Origin of the sequence: Roseovarius sp. (assembly GCF_965277045.1) — a bacterium.
GTDB lineage: Bacteria > Pseudomonadota > Alphaproteobacteria > Rhodobacterales > Rhodobacteraceae > Roseovarius.
This window is the reverse complement of record NZ_OZ255712.1, coordinates 2,285,460-2,304,626: the sequence shown is the minus strand read 5'-3', so window position 1 is coordinate 2,304,626 and position 19,167 is coordinate 2,285,460. Positions and strand designations below refer to the sequence as shown.

General features: G+C 67.0%; 20 protein-coding genes. 15 read left to right on the top strand and 5 right to left on the bottom strand.

Going from position 1 to position 19,167, the window contains the following annotated elements; all coding sequences use genetic code 11:
• Positions 1–4: 4 nt before the first annotated feature.
• Genes ACQY4V_RS11615 through crtA form a run of 3 tightly spaced genes read right to left on the bottom strand, consistent with a single transcriptional unit; the run spans position 5 to position 3,425 of the window.
• Complete coding sequence (locus ACQY4V_RS11615) at positions 5–1,675, bottom strand: magnesium chelatase subunit D (RefSeq protein WP_428511831.1); 1,671 nt, start codon at positions 1,673–1,675, stop codon at positions 5–7.
• A complete protein-coding gene (gene bchI, locus ACQY4V_RS11610; protein WP_428511829.1) occupies positions 1,672–2,676 on the bottom strand; it encodes a magnesium chelatase ATPase subunit I in 1,005 nt (334 codons plus the stop codon). Before bchI ends, ACQY4V_RS11615 begins: the two co-directional genes overlap by 4 nt.
• Positions 2,673–3,425, bottom strand: a complete 753-nt coding sequence (gene crtA, locus ACQY4V_RS11605) for a spheroidene monooxygenase (RefSeq protein ID WP_428511827.1) — start codon at positions 3,423–3,425, stop codon at positions 2,673–2,675. Before crtA ends, bchI begins: the two co-directional genes overlap by 4 nt.
• Before the next feature lie 100 nt (positions 3,426–3,525).
• On the opposite strand from crtA, the gene ACQY4V_RS11600 reads away from it, so the two are divergent.
• The 4 genes from ACQY4V_RS11600 to ACQY4V_RS11585 are packed head-to-tail and all read left to right on the top strand — an operon-like array spanning position 3,526 to position 7,689.
• A complete protein-coding gene (locus ACQY4V_RS11600) occupies positions 3,526–5,079 on the top strand; it encodes a phytoene desaturase (RefSeq protein WP_428511825.1) in 1,554 nt (517 codons plus the stop codon).
• The gene (crtB, locus tag ACQY4V_RS11595; RefSeq protein WP_428511823.1) at positions 5,076–6,134 is read left to right on the top strand and encodes a 15-cis-phytoene synthase; all 1,059 of its coding nucleotides are present in this window, start codon (positions 5,076–5,078) and stop codon (positions 6,132–6,134) included. The genes ACQY4V_RS11600 and crtB overlap by 4 nt, the downstream gene beginning before the upstream one ends.
• A complete protein-coding gene (gene tspO, locus ACQY4V_RS11590; protein WP_428511821.1) occupies positions 6,131–6,607 on the top strand; it encodes a tryptophan-rich sensory protein TspO in 477 nt (158 codons plus the stop codon). Before crtB ends, tspO begins: the two co-directional genes overlap by 4 nt.
• A 50-nt stretch (positions 6,608–6,657) precedes the next feature.
• The gene (locus tag ACQY4V_RS11585; RefSeq protein WP_428511819.1) at positions 6,658–7,689 is read left to right on the top strand and encodes a sodium:calcium antiporter; all 1,032 of its coding nucleotides are present in this window, start codon (positions 6,658–6,660) and stop codon (positions 7,687–7,689) included.
• A gap of 57 nt (positions 7,690–7,746) precedes the next feature.
• On the opposite strand, the gene crtC is transcribed toward ACQY4V_RS11585, so the two are convergent.
• Both crtC and crtD read right to left on the bottom strand, forming a co-directional pair.
• Positions 7,747–8,625 (bottom strand): carotenoid 1,2-hydratase, encoded by an 879-nt coding sequence (gene crtC / locus ACQY4V_RS11580; RefSeq protein WP_428517232.1) that lies wholly within the window; start codon positions 8,623–8,625, stop codon positions 7,747–7,749.
• Positions 8,622–10,169, bottom strand: coding sequence for a 1-hydroxycarotenoid 3,4-desaturase CrtD (gene crtD, locus ACQY4V_RS11575; protein ID WP_428511817.1), 1,548 nt, complete (start codon positions 10,167–10,169; stop codon positions 8,622–8,624). The genes crtC and crtD overlap by 4 nt, the downstream gene beginning before the upstream one ends.
• Positions 10,170–10,265: 96 nt before the next feature.
• Between crtD and ACQY4V_RS11570 the strand changes: the two genes are divergently transcribed.
• The 11 genes from ACQY4V_RS11570 to pufL all read left to right on the top strand — a co-directional run bounded on the left by ACQY4V_RS11570 (position 10,266) and on the right by pufL (position 19,167).
• Positions 10,266–11,135, top strand: a complete 870-nt coding sequence (locus ACQY4V_RS11570) for a polyprenyl synthetase family protein (RefSeq protein ID WP_428511815.1) — start codon at positions 10,266–10,268, stop codon at positions 11,133–11,135.
• A gap of 123 nt (positions 11,136–11,258) precedes the next feature.
• A complete protein-coding gene (locus ACQY4V_RS11565; protein WP_428511813.1) occupies positions 11,259–12,281 on the top strand; it encodes a methyltransferase in 1,023 nt (340 codons plus the stop codon).
• Between the two features lie 136 nt (positions 12,282–12,417).
• Positions 12,418–13,359, top strand: coding sequence for a chlorophyll synthesis pathway protein BchC (bchC, locus tag ACQY4V_RS11560; protein WP_428511811.1), 942 nt, complete (start codon positions 12,418–12,420; stop codon positions 13,357–13,359).
• Positions 13,356–14,360 (top strand): chlorophyllide a reductase iron protein subunit X, encoded by a 1,005-nt coding sequence (locus ACQY4V_RS11555; protein ID WP_428511809.1) that lies wholly within the window; start codon positions 13,356–13,358, stop codon positions 14,358–14,360. Before bchC ends, ACQY4V_RS11555 begins: the two co-directional genes overlap by 4 nt.
• Positions 14,347–14,481, top strand: a complete 135-nt coding sequence (locus tag ACQY4V_RS11550; protein WP_274593557.1) for a hypothetical protein — start codon at positions 14,347–14,349, stop codon at positions 14,479–14,481. Before ACQY4V_RS11555 ends, ACQY4V_RS11550 begins: the two co-directional genes overlap by 14 nt.
• Entirely contained in the window at positions 14,478–16,040 is a 1,563-nt protein-coding gene (gene bchY, locus ACQY4V_RS11545) for a chlorophyllide a reductase subunit Y (protein ID WP_428511807.1), read from the top strand. Before ACQY4V_RS11550 ends, bchY begins: the two co-directional genes overlap by 4 nt.
• Positions 16,040–17,536, top strand: a complete 1,497-nt coding sequence (gene bchZ / locus ACQY4V_RS11540; RefSeq protein ID WP_428511805.1) for a chlorophyllide a reductase subunit Z — start codon at positions 16,040–16,042, stop codon at positions 17,534–17,536. Before bchY ends, bchZ begins: the two co-directional genes overlap by 1 nt.
• A complete protein-coding gene (pufQ, locus tag ACQY4V_RS11535; RefSeq protein ID WP_306129531.1) occupies positions 17,529–17,753 on the top strand; it encodes a cytochrome PufQ in 225 nt (74 codons plus the stop codon). Before bchZ ends, pufQ begins: the two co-directional genes overlap by 8 nt.
• Before the next feature lie 133 nt (positions 17,754–17,886).
• The gene (gene pufB, locus ACQY4V_RS11530; RefSeq protein ID WP_057794645.1) at positions 17,887–18,036 is read left to right on the top strand and encodes a light-harvesting antenna LH1, beta subunit; all 150 of its coding nucleotides are present in this window, start codon (positions 17,887–17,889) and stop codon (positions 18,034–18,036) included.
• A 13-nt stretch (positions 18,037–18,049) separates the two neighbouring features.
• Positions 18,050–18,217, top strand: a complete 168-nt coding sequence (gene pufA / locus ACQY4V_RS11525; protein WP_152493186.1) for a light-harvesting antenna LH1, alpha subunit — start codon at positions 18,050–18,052, stop codon at positions 18,215–18,217.
• 110 nt (positions 18,218–18,327) lie between these two features.
• On the top strand, positions 18,328–19,167 hold the full coding sequence (gene pufL, locus ACQY4V_RS11520) for a photosynthetic reaction center subunit L (protein WP_428511802.1): 840 nt from the start codon (positions 18,328–18,330) through the stop codon (positions 19,165–19,167).

The following is a 19,167-nucleotide window of genomic DNA, read 5'->3' as shown; positions in this document are numbered from 1 at the left end:
GGCCTTACGCCTCGAGCGCCGAGGTGACGGCGGTGCTTATGCCCTGTGCGTCGGCGCGGGGCAGGGCAAGGTAGCGCGCGCCAAGGGCGGCGGCGACGGTGCGGGCCGCGTCGTTGGGGCGGTTCGAGGTGTCGACGAGGACGCCGGAGAGGCCCTGCTGGCGCAAGCTGGCGGCGATGCGGGTGGCGTCGTCGTTGGCGGTGGCGCGGTCCGGCTCGCCGGTGAGGGGGATGTTGGCGCGGCCGTCGGTCAGCAGGACCAGCATGGGCGTGAGGCCGCGGCCGCGGGCCAGCTGGGCAAGCTCGCCGGCGGCCATCAGCCCGGCGGCGAGGGGCGTGCCGCCGCCGCCGGGCAGGGACGCGAGGCGACGCTTGGCCTGCACGAGCGAGCGGGTGGGTGGCAGGAGCGTTTCGGTGCCGGTGCCGCGAAAGGCCAGCAGGGCGACCTGGTCGCGGCGGGCATAGGCCTGGGCCAGCATGAGTTCGACGGCGCCTTTCGCTTCGGCCAGCCGGGCGACGGCGGCGGAGCCGGAGGCGTCGACGGTGAAGATGAGCAGGCGGTCGGAGCGGTCCTCGAACCGCTTGATGCGGATGTCAGACGGCAGGATCACGAGCGCGCGGTCGGCGTTGCGGCCGGTGCGGCGCAAGGTCTGCCAGGGGGCGGCGGCGCGCAGGGTCGCGATGGGGTCAATCCGCGCCTGAGCCGAGGGGCGGCCCGGGCGCGAAGGCAGGGGGCGGCCCCGGCGATTGCCGCGGCGGCGGTCGCCCGCGCCGCTGCCTGCTGCATTGGCGGGGCGGGTGGATTTGGCGGCGAGGCGGTCGAGGATGTCGGGTGGAAGGAGCGCGGCGATGGCGGAGACGAGGATGTCGTCGGGCAGGTCGGTGAGGGACTGGTCGCCGTTTTCGTCCGCGTTGTCGGACTGGTCCGCTTCGGGCGCATCGGGAGGGGTTTCCTCTTCCGCCTCGGTCGGCATCATGGTGGCGCGGGATGGGTAGACCAGTTCGGCGGCTTCCTGAAGGTTATCCCGGGTGATCGTCATCTCGGCGTCGAGCGCGGCGAGGGCGCGGGCGGCGCGCAGGGCGAGGATGGGCGCGCGCAGGCTGTGGATGCCGAAGCGGGCGGCGAGGGTGACCAGCAGGGGCAGGGCGTCGTCGGAGACCTGAACGCGGGCCAGGCGTTTGCGGGCCGCATCCAGATCGGCGGCGGCGGGCAGGCGGACGGGAGTGGCGGCCTCGGGCGGCTCGATATGGAAGGCGAGGCGATCGAGCAGGGCTTGGGGCGCGCCTTCCTCCGCGCTGGCGGCTTCGTCGAGAAGGATGAGGGCGTGGCCGCGATCCGCGTCGAGCAGTTGGGCGAGGCGGGCGGCGAGGTCGGAGGGCGTGCGCTCGGCCATTGTGAGGGTGAGCGTGGACGGCTGGTCGGCGAGGCCCGCGTCGAGCACCGGGCGGCCCTCGGCCAGCGAGGCGGCGATGTTGAGGCCGCCGAAGAGCTGATCGTCGGTGATTGCGGGGTGGATGCGGTGCTGGGGGCCGGGGAGTTTGCGCAGGGCGGTCTCGAACGCCTGCCGGGCGGGTCCCATGCGGGCGCGGAAGGTGATCCCTTTGAGGCCGCCGGGATCGACCGCAAGCGCCGCGAGGGCGCGCTGGGTGCGGGCGGTGTCGGCGCCGGTTGTCATCCGAAGGTTTCGGCGACGGTGCGGGTGACGCGGGTGGTGGAGCCGGCCTCGTCCAGCGGGTCGCGGCGCAGGCGGTGGCTGAGCGCCAGGGGGGCCACGGCGGCGAGGTGATCGCGGGAGATGGCCTTGTCGCCTTCGTAGGCGGCGAGGGCGCGGGCGGCGCGGAGCAAGGTCAACTCGCCGCGCAGGCCGTCGGCGCCGAGGGCCACGGCGAGGGTCGCGCAGTCGCGCAGTATGGCGTCGGTCGCCTCGAGTTTGCGGAGCGCCGCGCGGCCGGCGAGGATGGCATCGCGGATTTTCGCATCCTCGGGTTGCCATTTGGCTATGAAGCCTTCGCGGTCCATGTCGAAGGCGTCGCGGCGGCGGACGACCTCGATCCGCTCGTCGATGTCTGTGGGGGAGGCGACCTCGACCGAGAGACCGAAACGGTCGAGCAACTGCGGGCGCAGCTCGCCCTCTTCGGGGTTGCCGGAGCCGACCAGAACGAAGCGGGCGGGATGGCGGATGGAGAGGCCTTCACGCTCGACCGCGTTGACGCCGGACTGGGCGACGTCGAGCAGTAGATCGACGATGTGGTCCTCGAGCAGGTTGACCTCGTCGATATAGAGATAGCCGCGATTGGCGCGGGCCAGAAGGCCCGGCTCGAACGCCTTTTCGCCCTTGGTGAGCGCGCGTTCGATGTCGAGCGCGCCGGTAACGCGGTCCTCGGTCACGCCAAGGGGCAGGTCGACAACAGGGGTGGGGCGTTCCACCAGGTCGGTGTCGGGCACGGTGGCCCAGTCGGGGCAGTCCTCGGGGCGCTCGGAATTGACCGGGCAGCCCTTGACGGCGGTGATGGGCGGCAGAAGGGCCGCGAGGGCGCGCACGGCGGTGGACTTGCCTGTGCCGCGGTCGCCGAAGACCAGCACGCCGCCGAGGCCCGGGTCGATGGCCGTCAGGATCAGCGCCTGTTTCATGGTGTCCTGTCCGACGATGGCGGAGAACGGAAAGGCGAGGCTCATGCGCCGACCCCCAGGTGCTGAAGTGGTTTGGAGCCCTGCCACGTGCCACGGTCGGCGACGATGTTGAAGCGCGCGTAGAGTTCTTCGCGGAACCAGTTGCCGTCGCGGACGGCCCTGATGGCGCGGGCATGGGGGCCGTCGTGGCGGGCGAAGGCGGCCATGCCCGCGGTGTCGGGCCAGACCGAGAAGGTGACCTGGTGCAGCAGCGGCACCTCGCCGATGCCGATCTTGAAGGCAACGTTGGGATCGGCGCCGATGACGGTGCTGATGTCGGGCACGCGGCGCCAGAACCTGAGCGCGACAAGGGGCTTGATCGTGGCGCGGGTGAGGGCGGCGACGGGGCCGGTGTCTGCCGTTCCCTCGGGTTCGAAAGGGGTCGTGCCGGACCAGGCACCGCGCACGGAGGTTGTCCGCATGAAGAGCGTATAGCATTCCACCGCGCGGCGGGCGTAGCGGAGGAAGATCGGGGCCTCGGCGGTCTGTCGCTGTGCGGTGGCAAGGTCGGGCCAGGTGGCGAGAATGGCATAGACGCCGGTGTTGGGTTTCGGCGTGAAGCCTTCGCCGGTGCCAGAGCCGCACAGCTTCCAGAAGCCGATGCCGGGGACGCGGGCCAGCGCGGGACGCGCAAGGCCCATCATGGTAAAGGCCCAGAGCCTGGAGAGGCCCGGTGCAAAACGGAAAAAGCTGAGGCTGACGATTTGGATGACCCTGTCCCCCTTCGGCCAGTGCGTGCGGTTCGGCAGTCCCATTCATGCCAACCGCGACGTCCGGTTGTCCAGCGCGTTCCGGCCCATAAAAGAACTTCACTCGGCGATTGTCAACTTAACTTGACACATGTAGTCTGGCCGTATGTTGACATGTCTGGATCCCGCGCTTCGTGAACAGTCCGACAGGGCCCGGCGGCCCCATGCGATCGTGATCGGCGCCGGGCTGGGCGGGCTGGCCTCGGCCATGCGGCTAGGCGCGAAAGGCTATCGCGTGACGGTGCTGGATCGTCTGGACAGCCCTGGCGGACGCGGGTCGAGCCTGTGGCGCGACGGGCACCGGTTCGATCTGGGGCCGACCATCGTGACGGTGCCGCAGGTGTTCGAGGAGCTTTGGGCGGCCTGCGGGCGGCGGTTTCGCAATGACGTGGATTTGCGTCCGCTTGATCCGTTTTATGAGATTCGCTGGCCTGACGGCAGCACGTTCACCGCGCGTCAGGATACCGACGCGATGCGGGCCGAGGTGGCGCGGCTGAGCCCCGGCGATGCGCAGGGCTACGAGCGGTTCCTTAAGGACAGTGAACGGCGCTATGCGTTCGGGTTTGAGGATTTGGGGCGGCGGCCGATGCATCGGCTGCGCGACCTGGCGAACGCCTTGCCCGCCTTCGGGCTGCTACGGGCGGACCGGTCGGTCTATGCCCATGCGGCGAAGCGGTTCAGGGACGAACGGCTTCGGATGGCGTTCTCGTTCCATCCGCTTTTCATCGGGGGCGATCCGTTCAACGTGACGTCGATGTATATCCTTGTCAGTCACCTGGAAAAGGAATTCGGCGTGCATTATGCGATGGGCGGTGTCGATGCCATTGCACGCGCGATGGCGGATGTCGTGGCCGATCAGGGCGGTCTGGTGCGGCAGGGCGCCGAAGCAGATGAGATCGTGGTGCGCGAGGCGCGCGCGTCGGGTGTGCGGCTGACCGGCGGCGAGTTGGTCGAAGCGGATGTAATCGTGTCGAACGCCGATGCCGGGCACACCTATGACACCCTGATGCGCAACGTGGAGAAACGGCGCTGGACCGCGCCCAAGCTGAAGCGGTCGCGGTGGTCGATGGGGCTGTTCGTCTGGTATTTCGGCACGAAGGGCACGCGTGGCAAATGGGCCGATGCGGGGCACCATACGATTCTGAATGGTCCGCGCTATAAAGGGCTGGTTCAGGATATTTTCCTCAGGGGAAAGCTGGCCGAGGACATGAGTCTTTACGTGCACCGGCCCACGGTGACGGACGCGAGCGCCGCGCCGGAGGGGGATGACACGTTCTATGCGCTGAGCCCGGTGCCGCATCTGGGGTTCGATGATCCGGTCGACTGGGGCGCGATGGCCGAGACCTATCGCCGGAAGGTGCAGGCGGTGCTGGAAGAACAGTTGCTGCCGGGGCTGGGAAAGCATCTGACCGCGTCGGAAGTGTTCACGCCCGAGACGTTCCGGGACAGGTACCTGAGCCCGCACGGGTCGGGGTTTTCGCTGGAGCCGCGCATTTTGCAGAGCGCCTGGTTCCGGCCGCATAACGTGAGCGAGGAAGTGGCGGGGCTGTACCTTGTCGGGGCGGGCACGCATCCCGGCGCGGGGCTGCCGGGCGTGGTGTCGAGCGCCGAGGTGCTGGGCAAGCTGGTGCCGGATGCCGACGAGGTGCGGGTGAGATGAGATTGACGCGAACCGAAGCCGCCGACATGGCGCATTGCCGCGAGGCGATCAGGGACGGGTCGCGGTCTTTCCATGCGGCGTCGAAACTTTTGCTGAAGCGTGTCCGCGATCCGGCGCTGGCGCTCTATGCGTTCTGCCGGTTGGCGGACGATTCGGTCGACCTGCATTCCGAGAAGGTCGAGGCAGTGGCGCGGCTGCACGAACGGCTGGACCTGGCCTATCGCGGGGTGCCGCGGAACGCGCCCGCCGACCGGGCCTTTGCCGCCATGGTGGCGCGGTTCGACATGCCGCGCGAATTGCCCGAGGCGCTGCTGGAGGGGCTGGCCTGGGACGCGGAAGGCCGGCGGTATGACAGCCTGTCGGACCTGCGGGCCTATTCGGCGCGGGTGGCCTCGGCGGTGGGTGCGATGATGTGCGTTCTGATGGAGATGCGCGAGGCCGACGGGCTGGCGCGGGCCTGTGACCTGGGCGTGGCGATGCAGCTGACGAATATCGCCCGCGACGTGGGCGAGGATGCCCGAGAGGGGCGGCTTTACCTGCCGCGCGACTGGATGGAGGACGAGGGGCTGGACGAGGCGGCGTTTCTGGCCAGCCCGCAAATGTCGCCCGCCTTGCATCGGGTTATTGCAAGGCTCTTGCGCGAGGCCGACGGGCTTTATGCTCGGTCCGAGGCGGGGGTGGCGACGCTGCCCGTGAGTGCCCGGCCCGGGATTTTCGCGGCGCGGTATATCTATGCCGGGATCGGGCGGCAGTTGCGCCGGCTGGGGTATGATTCGATCACGCATCGGGCGCGCACGACCGGTGCGCAGAAGCTTGGCTGGCTGATGCTGGCAAGCCTGCGGGCGGGCGGCACGATGATGATGCCGCGCTCGGCCGTTCTGCACGCGCGGCCCTTGCCCGAGGTGGCGTATCTGGTTGAGGCGGCGGCGGAGCGACCGGCCCCGGGGCGCGACTGGAGCGAGGCGCTGTGTTCGACGATGGCGACGCTGAAGGCGCGGGACCGGGACGATCCGGCCTTGCCGGTCTCGGGGAGGCACGCTAGATCGAGGTCATGATCTGGCTTTGCTTTGCAATCTTTCTTGCGGCCTGCTTTGCGGCGGGTGCGACGGGGGCCCTGTTCCCGCCGGGCAAATGGTACGAAGACCTCAACAAACCGACATGGACGCCGCCGAACTGGCTGTTTCCGGTGGCGTGGACGACGCTGTACCTGCTGATCGCTGGTGCCGGGGCGCGTGCGGCGGTGAGCCCGGACAATGCGGTGGCGATGGCGCTTTGGGCGTTGCAGATCGCGTTGAACGGGTTGTGGACGCCGGTTTTCTTTGGCCTGCGCCGGATCCGACTGGGTTTCGTGGTGCTGGTTTTCCTGTGGATCGCGGTGTTCTGGGGCATGATCGAGCTGTGGCAGGTGGATTGGCTGGCCGGGCTGATGTTCGTGCCCTACCTCGCCTGGGTCAGCGTCGCGGGTGCGTTGAACCTGTCGGTCATGCGGCTCAATCCCGAGGTCGTGCGGGCCGAGGCGCGGCGCTGATCGTCGCTGCGCGCATGGAACCCGGTCAATGGCTGCACGGTTGAGCGGTCATGCTCGGTGACTTATCCCTGACAGCCAACCTGATCGTTTTCGCCGGGGCGGCGCTCGTTATCCTTGTCGCGGGGACCAAGATGACCGGGATGGCGGACCGCATCGCGGACCGCACGGGGTTGGGCGAGGCGGTGACCGGCGGGCTGTTGCTGGGGGCCGCGACGTCGCTGTCGGGCACGGTGGTTTCCATAACGTCGGCGCTGGACGGGCGCGCAAGCCTCGCCTTTTCCAACGGCATCGGCGGGATCGCGGCGCAGACGGCGTTTCTTGCCTTTGCCGACCTGATCTATCGCCGGGCGAACCTCGAACATGCCGCGGCGGACGTGGCGAACCTGTTTCAGAGCACGTTGCTGATGCTGATGATGGTGGTGCCGTTGGCAGCCTTCGTGATGCCCGATGTGGCGTTCTGGTCGGTGCATCCGGCCTCGGTGGTGCTGGTAGGCCTCTACCTGTTTGGTGCCTATGCCAGCGTGGGCATCCGCCAAAGCCCGATGTGGCGGGCCGTGGACACGAAGGAGACGCGTGACGACCAGCCCGAGGACGACGAGGATGCGCAGAAAAGCGCGGTATCGCTGCTGGTGCCGTTCACGGCGCTTATGGTGCTGCTGGGGCTTGCGGGCTATGCGATTGCGCGCTCCGCCGGGGCGCTGACCGAGCAGCTGGGATTGTCCTCGGCTTTGGTCGGCGCGTTGATGACCGCCGTGGTGACGTCGTTGCCCGAGCTGGTGACCACGCTGGCCGCGGTAAGGCGCGGGGCGTTGCAGCTGGCCGTTGGCGGGATCATCGGGGGCAACACGTTCGACGTGCTGTTCCTCACGCTGTCGGACATCAGCTATCGCGACGGGTCGCTGTATCATGCGATCGGCACGGGCGACCTCTTCTGGGTCGTGGTCGGGCTGGCGATGACCGCCGTTCTGTTGATCGGGCTGATCCTGCGCGAAAAGTCTGGCCCTGCGAACATGGGGTGGGAGAGCCTGACGATGCTGGGGATCTACGGCGGGGCCGTGGGGTTCCAGGCGTGGAGCGGATAGCGGTGCCGATTTCTTGAGAAGAAATCGGACCGAAAACTTTTCAAGATTTCGACTGTTTCAGGTGTCGGGGAAGCGCCAGCGCGTCCGGCGTGGCACGCGGACGGCCAGCATCGGTTTCAGGAATGGCGACCGGAATCGCTTGAGATCGAGCGCCTCGTGTACGCCGGTGGTCTCTTCGCCGTCGATCACGCTGTGCACGGCGGCGCGGGCGTAGAAAGGCGCGTCGAGCATGGGTTGCACTTGGGTCGGGGTATGGCCCGGGTCTGCGCGGCCCTCGCGGTAGAGGCCCCAGGCGGTACGCTTCATGCGAGTCTTCGGCGGGGGCGTGACGATCCGGGCGTCGCCCTGTTCATTGAAGCGGATGCCGAGACCCAGTTGCGAGCCGTCGAGACGGGTGGCGTCGTAGAAGCAGGTGCTGCCCGTCCCGGTCGGGAAGCGGCCCCAGGTCCAGTAGGTGAAGTCCTGCTCCAGCGCGCGGGTGCCGAAATTGGCGTCGAAATAGCCGTGGCCGTTCCATTGCCAGCCGGGCGCGTCGAGATCGACCTCGATCTGCGCGGTGGGGGCGAAGGGGCGCCAGACATGGGCGCCGTCGGGCGTGAGCGGCAGTTCGACATGTGTCATCGCGGAGGGCGTGACGGTGACGCGGCCCCGGACGCGGGAGACCATCGGCGGGGCGCCGATCTCGTCGATGTCGATGACGAGCCGGCCGTTTGTCCAGTGCAGCGAAGAGGGGCCGACGGTGAAGCTGTCCGTCGTCTGGCGCAGGGCGCTGCTGCCGCGGTCGGTCATGGTGAAGCGCCCGCCGGGGCCGTAGGTGGCGACGTTGATGCACACGTGGTTTTCCGGGTTGCGCCGGCCGGACCAGGCGTACCAGGGCGAGAAGACCGAGCCGATGAAGGCGATGATCGAGATGGCGCGACCGCCGCCATCTTTCAGGCCGTCGACATACCACCATGCGTAGCCGTTGGGCGGGACGGCGAGGTTGAAGTTGGGTCCGTCAGTATCGCCTCGGCCGCATGCCTCCCGGAGAGGGCCGCCATCGGCACCCCCGCCCCCGGATGGACCCCGCCGCCCGCGAGGTAGAGGCCCTTGACCGGCGTCCGGGCTGTCGGGCGCTGGAACGCCGACATCGTGCCATGCGGGCTTTGCCCGTAGAGGGATCCGCTGCTCTCGGGAAACAGTCGGTCGAAGCCCGGGGGCGTGGTCAGCGCGTCCGGTCCCGGCAGCGGATCGAAGTCGAGGCCGAAACCGGCCAGCGTCTGGAAGGTGCGTGTCTGACATGGCGTGAACTCCTCTGGGCCTTGCGGGTCCTGCAGGGGCGGGGCGTTTGCGATGATCTCGAAGCGTTCGAGGGCGGGAGGCGCCGCGGGCAGGCCGCGATCCATGGCGCAAACATAGAGCGTCGGATCCGGGACGCGGCGGCCTTGCATCAGTGCGTCGAACTCGGGCTTGGGGTCGGCGCGGAAGAAGACGTTGTGATGCGCCAGGTCGGGGCCGGACGGACTGGCGGCGAAGGCCCAGACCTCGGCCGAGAGGCTGCGGGGGATTTCGGTGGTTTGCGGTGCGATGCTCTCGAGGCCGGGACCGAGCGCGCGGGTGGCCAGCGCGCGCGGGTCGCCGTTGAAGACGACCGCGTCGGCGGGCAGGTAGGCGCCGCCCTGAAGGGTGACACCGATGGCGCGGCCCTTCTCGGTGAAGATGCGGTCGACATGGGTGTCGTACAAGAACTCGCCGCCGCGGTCCGTGATGGCGTCGGCCAGGGCCTGCGCCAGCCGGTGCATGCCTCCCTCGACCACCCAGACGCCTGATACCTCGGCCTGCCAGATCAGCGCCAGAAGGGCGGGCACGTGGTAGGGGGACCCGCCGACATAGGTGGCGTAGCGGCCGAAAAGCTGAACGAGGCGCGGATCGCTGAAGCTGAACTCCAGTAGTTGCGCCAGCGTCTTGTTCGGGGCCATCTGGCGGATCAGGTGCGGATGGCGCAGCACGTGGGAGGTGAGGGCCGCCAGCGTCGGTTCGGGCGACTGCATCACCGGGGCGTCGAAACCTTCGAAAAGGGCGCGGGCACGGTCGGAGAATTTGCGCATTTGCCGGCCCGCGCGGGCGCCGGCGAAGGCGGCGACTGCCTTGATGTTGGCATCGGGGTCGTCGAAGAGATCGAGCGTGCTGCCGTCGGGCCAGAAATGGCGGGCAAGAAGGTGTTGCCGGTGCAGGGTGACGTGATCTGTCAGCCGGGTGCCGAGAGCGGCGAAGAGATCCTCGAACACCGGGCGCATGGTCAGAACGGTAGGGCCGGCGTCGACCGGACCGGCGGCGGAGGGCACTGTGCGCATCTTGCCGCCGGGATGGCCGTGGCGCTCCAGCACGGTGACGCGCAGCCCTGCGCCCGAGAGACGCGCGGCAGTGGCAAGCCCGCCGATCCCAGCACCGATGATGACGGCGTGGGGCACGCTGGAGCCCGGATCGCGAGACCTTGTCATGCACGGGATTGTTGACTCGAAACCCCAAAGTGTCCAGTATAGTTTACATAACATATGTCGTCATATCGTGACATATAGCCTGACAAGGAGCGATCCATGCCCCTCTCGCAGCGAATTGATGCCGCGGTTCTGCGCGCGCTGGACATGACGCAGGGGAAGGAGGCTCCGGCGCAGCTTGGCGAGGCGTTGAGATATGCTTGCCTGCCGGGCGGGGCGCGAATTCGGCCGACGATCCTGATGTCGGTGGCGCAGGCCTGTGGCGACGACGCGCCCGCGCTCAGCGATGCGGCGGCGGCGGCGCTGGAGGTGATCCATTGCGCCAGCCTGGTGCACGACGATCTGCCCTGTTTCGATAATGCCGACCTGCGGCGCGGCAAACCTTCGGTGCACAAGGCCCATTCTCAGCCGTTGGCCGTGCTGACCGGCGACAGCCTGATCATCCTGGCCTTCGACGTTCTGGCGCGCGCGGCCGAGACAGAGCCATTGCGCGGCGTGCGCCTGATGCAGACGCTGGCAAAGCGGACCGGGATGCCCGGTGGCATCTGCGCGGGCCAGGGCTGGGAAAGCGAGCCCGAGGTGGACTTGGAGGCCTATCACCGCTCGAAGACAGCGGCGTTGTTCATCGCGGCGACGGAAATGGGGGCGGTTTCCGCCGGCCATGATGCGGAGCCGTGGGGGGACCTTGGTGCGTTGATCGGTGAGGCATTCCAGGTGGCAGACGATCTGCGCGACGCGGTTCTGGACGAGAAGAGCCTGGGCAAGCCCGTGGGGCAGGATGACCTGCATGGGCGGCCCAACGCGGTGGCGGCCTATGGGGTCGAGGGCGCGGTCGCGCGGCTGAAGGACATCCTGGCAGGTGCGATCGCGTCGATCCCGTCCTGTCCGGGCGAGGCGGCGCTGGCCGAGATGGTGCGTCTGCAGGCGCAGGCCATCATGCCGAAGATGCCCGCCGGTTACCGGGTCTAGCGGCCCATGGCGGTGCGGGACCCCGAGATGCGGTCACGTGCCGGACTTTCGGGGTGGCTGAACCGTCTGATTGCGCGGCCGCGATTTCAGAGCATTGCAGGCGCATTGCCATTCGGACGCGGCATGGCGCGCCGGGATGGGGAAGGGATCTTCGATCTGCTTCAGGGTTTCGTGGCAAGCCAGGTCCTGACGGCTCTGGTCGACACCGGCATTCTCCGGGCCTTGCTGGACGGGCCGCGCAGCGCCGAGGCGCTGGGGTTTCGCCATGATGTGCCCGCCGACCGGATGGATCAGCTGTTGCGCGCGGGCGCGGCGCTGGGCCTGCTGAAGCGGCGGCGCGACGGAGCTTATGCGCTGGCCCGGAAGGGTGCGGCGATTTTGGGCGTGCCGGGGCTGGAGAACATGATCCGTCACAATGCCGAGTTTTATGCCGACATGGCCGATCCCATGGCGCTATTGCGCGGGCAGGGCGAGACGCGGCTCGCGCGGTTCTGGCCCTACGTGTTCGGCGCCGAGGGCGAGGTCGCGCCGGAGGTTGCGGACAGGTATTCGACGCTGATGGCGGAAAGCCAGGTTCTGGTGGCGCGCGACACGCTGAACATGCTGCCCATCAAGGGCGCGCGGACGGTGATGGACGTGGGCGGCGGATCGGGCGTGTTCCTGTCCGAGGTCTTGCGGCGGAACAAGGCCGCGCGGGGGATCCTGTTCGATCTGCCCGAGGTGATGCCGCAGGCCAGGGGTCGATTGAGCGAACCGGGCCTGACGGAGCGGGTTGCGCTGCAGGGCGGCAGTTTCAGGGACGGCCCCTTGCCGCGGGGGGCGGACACGATCTGTCTGATCCGCGTGCTTTACGATCACGCGGACGACACGGTCGAGGATTTGCTGGGCAAGGCGTTTGCCGCCTTGCCGCCGGGCGGACGGCTGATCGTGTCGGAGCCGATGTCAGGCGGCGATGCGCCCGAGCGGGCGGGCGACGTCTATTTCGCTTTCTATACCATGGCGATGGGCACCGGGCGCGTGCGCTCTCAGGCGCGGATCGCCGCGATGTGCCGCGCGGCGGGATTCGGGGATGTGGTCACGCCGAAGCCGATCCGTCCCTTCATCACCTCCGCGCTGGCCTGCCGCAAGTCCGGCGAAGAGTCCTGAGGCCGCCTCTGCAAGGTGATTCGCTGTAAAGTGTAAAGTTTAGTTGACACATGCGTGTGTCAGAATAGACTAACATAAAGCCGGATCGTGCCCGTCATGGCGCGACTCACACGCAAGCAGGGGGGAGTTCAGACAGTTGGAAACGCGCGCCGTCTTCCTGAATGGTCCGAAAGACCTGCACCTCGATACGCTGTCGCTCAAGCAGCCGGGGCCTGCGGATATCATCGTGGACATTGCGCATTCGGGGATCTCGACCGGCACGGAAAAACTGTTCTGGACCGGCGAGATGCCGCCCTTTCCGGGGTCGGGTTATCCGCTGGTGCCGGGCTACGAGGCTGCGGGCGAGGTCGTCGAGGCCGGACCCGACAGTGGTTTCAGGACAGGTGAGACGGTGTTCGTGCCGGGGGCGGATTGCTTCGACGGCGCGTTCGGGCTGTTCGGCGGCGCGGCGAGCCGGTTGGTGACGCCCGCCCACAGGGTCACGCGAATCGATTCGACGTTGGGGGCGCAAGGCGCGCTGCTGGCGCTGGCCGCCACGGCGCGGCACGCGATGGCCGGATTGGACAAGCGCGTGCCTGAGCTGATCGTCGGGCATGGCGTGCTTGGCCGCCTTCTGGCGCGGCTGACGATTGCCGCCGGGGCGCCCGCGCCCGTGGTCTGGGAAACCGACCCGGCGCGGCGCGGCGGTGCCGAGGGCTATGAGGTGATCGCGCCCGACGCCGACGCGCGCCGCGATTACCGCGCGATTTACGATGCCTCGGGCAATGCCGGCATTCTGAACGACCTGATCGGACGGCTGACCAAGGGTGGCGAGATTGTGCTGGCGGGGTTCTATCCCGGTGGCCTGAGCTTTGCCTTTCCACCCGCCTTCATGCGCGAGGCGCGGTTGCGCATCGCCGCGGAATGGGCGCGCGAGGATCTTGCCGCCGTAGGGGCGCTGCTGGACAGCGGTGCGCTGAGCCTGGGCGGCCTGATCACACATAATGCCCCGGCCGAGCAGGCCGAGGACGCGTACAGGACGGCCTTTGAAGAGGCGTCCTGCCTGAAAATGATACTCAACTGGAAGGACGCAGCGTGAAAGACGACATCCCCAATCTGAAGGATTTCGACAAACGCCTGCGGGACGAGGCCGGCGAGGAGCCGAGCCTGGAAGTGCCACAGGGCGAGCCCACCAGCAAGACGCAGATCATCGCGATCTATGGCAAGGGGGGGATCGGCAAATCGTTTACCCTGGCCAACCTGAGCCACATGATGGCCGAGCAGGGCAAGCGCGTGCTGCTGATCGGGTGCGACCCGAAATCGGACACGACCAGCCTGCTGTTCGGCGGCAAGGCGTGCCCGACGATCATCGAGACCTCGACCAAGAAGAACCTCGCTGGCGAGCAGGTGAAGATCGGAGACGTGTGCTTCAAGCGGGGCGGCGTCTTTGCGATGGAACTGGGCGGCCCGGAAGTGGGCCGTGGCTGTGGCGGGCGTGGCATCATCCACGGATTCGAACTGCTGGAGAAGCTGGGCTTCCATGACTGGGACTTCGACTATGTCCTGCTGGATTTCCTGGGTGACGTGGTTTGCGGCGGCTTCGGCCTGCCGATTGCCCGCGACATGGCACAGAAGGTGATCCTGGTGGCGTCGAACGACCTGCAATCGCTGTACGTGGCGAACAACGTCTGCTCGGCGGTGGAGTATTTCCGCAAGCTGGGCGGCAATGTGGGTGTCGCCGGTCTTGTGATCAACAAGGACGACCATTCGGGCGAGGCGCAGGCCTTTGCCAAGGCGGTCGATATCCCCGTTCTGGCCGCGATCCCGCAGGATGACGATTTGCGCAAGAAATCGGCCAATTATCAGATTGTGGGAACCGAGAAGAGCCAGTGGGGCAGCCTGTTTGCCGGGTTGGCCGAGGCGGTGTCGCTGGCCCCGCCCGTGCGTCCCGCGCCGCTGGACCAGGACGGGTTGTTGGGTCTCTTTGACGAGTCCGAGACGGGCGGCAGCATCACGCTGGAGCCAGCGACGGACGAGGACATGCGCGGCAAGAACGCCGCGCCCAAGGCAAGCCTGGAGGTGGTCTATGACGACGCCTGAACAGAGCACCACGAAACGCCTGATCGAGGCCTGCCGAATGATTGCCGAAGCGCGGCCGGAGCAGATCAGACGATTGTTGAAAGATATCGCGTCTTCGGACGGTCCGGAAAGGCATGCATGACGGATGAAGTCACATATGACGACGCCGGCAAGGCGGAGGTCATCCAGGGCAAGGCGCGTGAGGATGCGCCGGAGCTGACGGGCGACCCGGGCCTTGGATGCCATTCCGGGGGCGAGATGGAGAAAGCCGCGCGCATGGCCGGGCAGAGCGATCTGCTGGATCAATATGCGCGCGACTATCCGCAAGGACCGCACGACAAGCCGCAAAGCATGTGTCCCGCTTTCGGCAGCTTGCGTGTGGGCCTGCGGATGAAACGCGTGGCCACCGTGCTGAGTGGCTCGGCCTGCTGTGTCTATGGACTGACCTTCGTGTCGCATTTCTACGGTGCGCGGCGGTCGGTGGGCTATGTGCCGTTCAATTCCGAGACATTGGTGACCGGCAAGCTGTTCGAGGATATCCGCGACTCTGTGCACGAGTTGGCCGATCCGGACCGGTTCGATGCGGTTGTCGTGACCAACCTGTGCGTGCCCACGGCCAGTGGCGTGCCGCTGCGGCTGCTGCCGAAGGAGATCAACGGCGTGCGGATCGTGGGGATCGACGTGCCGGGGTTCGGCATTCCGACCCATGCGGAAGCCAAGGACGTGCTGGCCGGGGCGATGCTGAACTATGCCCGCAAGGAGATCGAGGCCGGGCCCGTTGCTGCCCCTGAGGGTGGCGTGTCCGACAGGCCGACCGTGACCTTGCTGGGCGAGATGTTCCCGGCCGATCCGGTGATGATCGGCCAGATGCTGGCGCCGATGGGGCTGGCCGCGGGGCCGGTCGTGCCGTGCCGCGAGTGGCGGGAGCTTTATGCCGCGCTGGATTGTGGCGCTGTGGCGGCGATCCATCCGTTCTATACCGCCGCCGTGCGGGAATTCGAAGCCGCTGGGCGGCCCGTTGTGGGCAGTGCGCCCGTGGGACGGGACGGAACGGCGGCGTGGCTGAGTGCGATTGGCGATGCCTTTGGTGTGCCTGCCGACAAGGTGGCGCAGGCGCAGAATGCGTTCCTGCCGGCGATCGAGGCGGCCTTGGGCGCCAAGAAGATCGACGGGACGATTACGCTGTCGGGCTACGAGGGCAGCGAACTGCTGGTCGCCCGCCTGCTGATCGAGAGCGGGGCCAATGTGCCTTACGTGGGCACGGCCTGTGCCAAGAGCCCGTGGTCGGCGGACGACGCGGCCTGGCTGGAAGCGAAAGGCACCAAGGTTCAGTACCGCGCGTCGCTGGAAGATGATTGCGCGGCAATGGAAGCCATCCGGCCGGACCTGGCCATCGGCACGACTCCGGTCGTGCAGAAGGCCAAGGAACTGGGCGTTCCTGGGCTTTACTTCACCAACCTGATCTCCGCGCGGCCCCTGATGGGACCCGCCGGAGCCGGGAGTCTTGCGGAGGTGGTCAATGCGGCCATCGCCAACAAAGGGCGGATGGACCGGATGCGCGAGTTCTTCGAGGGCGTGGGCACTGGCGATACCGCCGGGGTCTGGGAGGGCCAGCCCAACGTGCGCGAGGATTTCCGGGCGACGAACCAAAAGAAGCTGGAAAAAACCGCGCGGGCCAAAAAAGCGCAGGAGATGATCTGATGCTTATTCAGGATCATGATCGCGCGGGCGGATACTGGGGGGCGGTTTATGCCTTCTGCGCCGTCAAGGGATTGCAGGTGGTGATCGATGGCCCGGTGGGCTGCGAGAACCTGCCGGTGACCTCGGTGCTGCATTACACCGACGCGCTGCCGCCGCATGAATTGCCGATCGTGGTGACGGGGCTGGGCGAGGAAGAGCTGGGCCGGGAAGGGACCGAAGGCGCGATGAAACGGGCCTGGGGCACGCTCGATCCGGCGCTGCCGGCGGTCGTGGTCACGGGGTCTATCGCCGAGATGATCGGCGGGGGCGTGACGCCACAGGGCACGAACATCCAGCGGTTCCTGCCGCGCACCATCGACGAAGACCAATGGGAAGCCGCGGACCGGGCAATGACGTGGATCTTCACCGAGTTCGGGATGACCAAGGGCCGTATGCCGCCCGAGAAGAAGCGCGCGGAGGATGCCAAGCCGCGGGTCAATATCCTTGGGCCGATGTATGGCACGTTCAACATGCCTTCGGACCTTGCCGAGATACGCCGACTGGTCGAGGGGATCGGGGCCGAGGTCAACATGGTGATGCCGCTGGGCGCGCACCTGGCCGAGATGCGGGACCTTGTGAATGCCGATGTGAACATCTGCATGTATCGCGAGTTCGGGCGCGGCCTGTGTGAAGTGCTGGACAAGCCGTACCTGCAAGCGCCGGTGGGCATCGACAGTACGACGAAGTTCCTGCGCAAGCTGGGGGAATTGCTGGAACTGGACGCGGAGCCGTTCATCGAGCGCGAGAAGCATTCGACGATCAAGCCCGTCTGGGACCTGTGGCGGTCGGTGACGCAGGATTTCTTTGCCACGGCCAGCTTTGGCATCGTGGCGAACGAGACCTATGCGCGGGGCGTGCGCAACTTCCTGGAAAACGACATGGGGCTGCCCTGCGGGTTCGCGGTGGCGCGCTGTGCGGGCACGAAGACCAACAACGAGGAAGTGCGGTCGCTGGTGCATACCAAGCGCCCGCTGATCCTGATGGGGTCGATCAACGAGAAGATGTACCTGGCCGAGATGAGCGCGGGGCACGGGCCGAAGCCAGCCTTCATCCCGGCGAGTTTTCCGGGCGCGGCGATCCGGCGGGCCACGGGCACGCCCTTCATGGGCTATGCCGGGGCGACTTACCTCATTCAGGAAGTGTGCAACGGGCTCTTCGATGCGCTGTTCCACATCCTGCCGCTGGGCTCCGAGATGGATGCAGGGTCGGCCACGCCGACGCCGTTGCGCCGGGATTTCCCGTGGGATGCCGATGCGCAGGCCGAGCTGAACCGGATCGTGGAAAGCCATCCGGTGCTGACCAGAATTTCCGCCGCCAAGACGCTGCGCGATGCCGCCGAGGAGGCCGCCCTGAGAGAGGGCGCCGAGCGGGTCGTGCTGGAAACCGTACAAGCCCTTTCGCCCGTGGCCAGAGACGCCGCGGCAGATGTCCAGAAGGAGGACAACACCCATGACTGACATGACGTCCAACCCGCCAAGACGCAGCACCACGGGACGCCGCCGAACCGCGGAATTCTGGGTGTACTTCACGCTGATCTTCTTTTGCGCGGTGCCGTTCACGACGTTCCGCTGGGTCCGCGAGATCGCGGAACGCCATACGCTGAATGTGCGCGGCCCGCTGGCACGTGCCTGGTCCGAGGCGGACCGGATCACGCCGCTGATTTTCTCGGTCTGAGGCATGATGCCCCGACCGAAACCCGAGCTGTATCCGCCCGACTGGGCGAGCAGACCTTCAGGGGCCCGCAAGGCCCTTGGGGAACCCGGCCGCGGGGTTCGCGGCGTCAGCATAACGTTCCGGAGGAAAGTTCATGGCTGATAACACCGACCTGTCCTTTACAGGTCTTACCGACGAGCAAGCCCAGGAGTTGCATTCGGTGTACATGAGCGGCCTTACGCTCTTCACACTGGTTGCGGTCATCGCGCACATCGCGACGTACATCTGGGCTCCTTGGTTCTGAGGAAGGAAAGAAAATGTCGAAGTTCTACAAGATCTGGCTCATTTTCGATCCGCGCCGCGTGTTCGTAGCACAAGGCGTATTCCTGTTCCTTTTGGCCGTCATGATCCACCTGGTGGTTCTGTCGAACGGCGTCAACTGGTTCGAGAATGCAGCAGCGTCCCGCGCTGCGGCGTCCGAGTGATCCAAGACAATCGTCAAACCTCGTTGCGGGCGGGTCCGCCCGCCCGCAACAAACCGAACGAAGAGTGACGGCCGGGCAAGACTGGCCGGCCGAAAACGCGGAGAGAAACAATGGCGTTGCTCAGCTTTGAGAGAAAATACCGGGTCCGCGGGGGGACACTGATCGGAGGCGACCTGTTCGACTTCTGGGTCGGGCCGTTCTACGTGGGCTTTTTCGGCGTGCTGGGCGCGTTCTTTGCGCTTCTTGGCACGATCCTGATCTTCTGGGGGGCCGCCCACCAGGGCACCTGGAACCCCTGGCTGATCAACATCGCGCCGCCCGACCTGTCATACGGCTTGGGCGCGGCCCCGTTGATGGAGGGCGGTCTGTGGCAGATCATTACGATCTGCGCGATCGGCGCCTTCTGCAGCTGGGCCCTGCGAGAGGTCGAGATCTGCCGCAAGCTGGGCATCGGGTATCACGTGCCCTTTGCCTTCAGCGTCGCGATCTTCGCCTATGTTACGCTGGTGGTGTTCCGCCCCGTCCTGATGGGCGCGTGGGGACACGGGTTTCCCTACGGGATCTTCAGTCACCTCGACTGGGTCAGCAACACTGGCTACGCGTACCTGCATTTCCATTACAACCCGGCGCACATGCTGGCGGTGACGTTCTTCTTTACCACCACGCTGGCCCTGGCGCTGCATGGCGGGCTGATCCTGTCGGCGGCCAACCCCGAGAAGGGCGAGGTCATGAAGACGCCGGATCACGAAGACACGTTTTTCCGGGATTTCATCGGCTATTCGGTCGGCACGCTGGGCATCCACCGTGTCGGGCTGCTTTTGGCGCTGAACGCCGGCTTCTGGTCGGCGATCTGCATCATCATCAGTGGCCCGGTCTGGACCAAGGGCTGGCCCGAATGGTGGAACTGGTGGCTCGAACTGCCGATCTGGCCATCGCAGATGGGGATATAA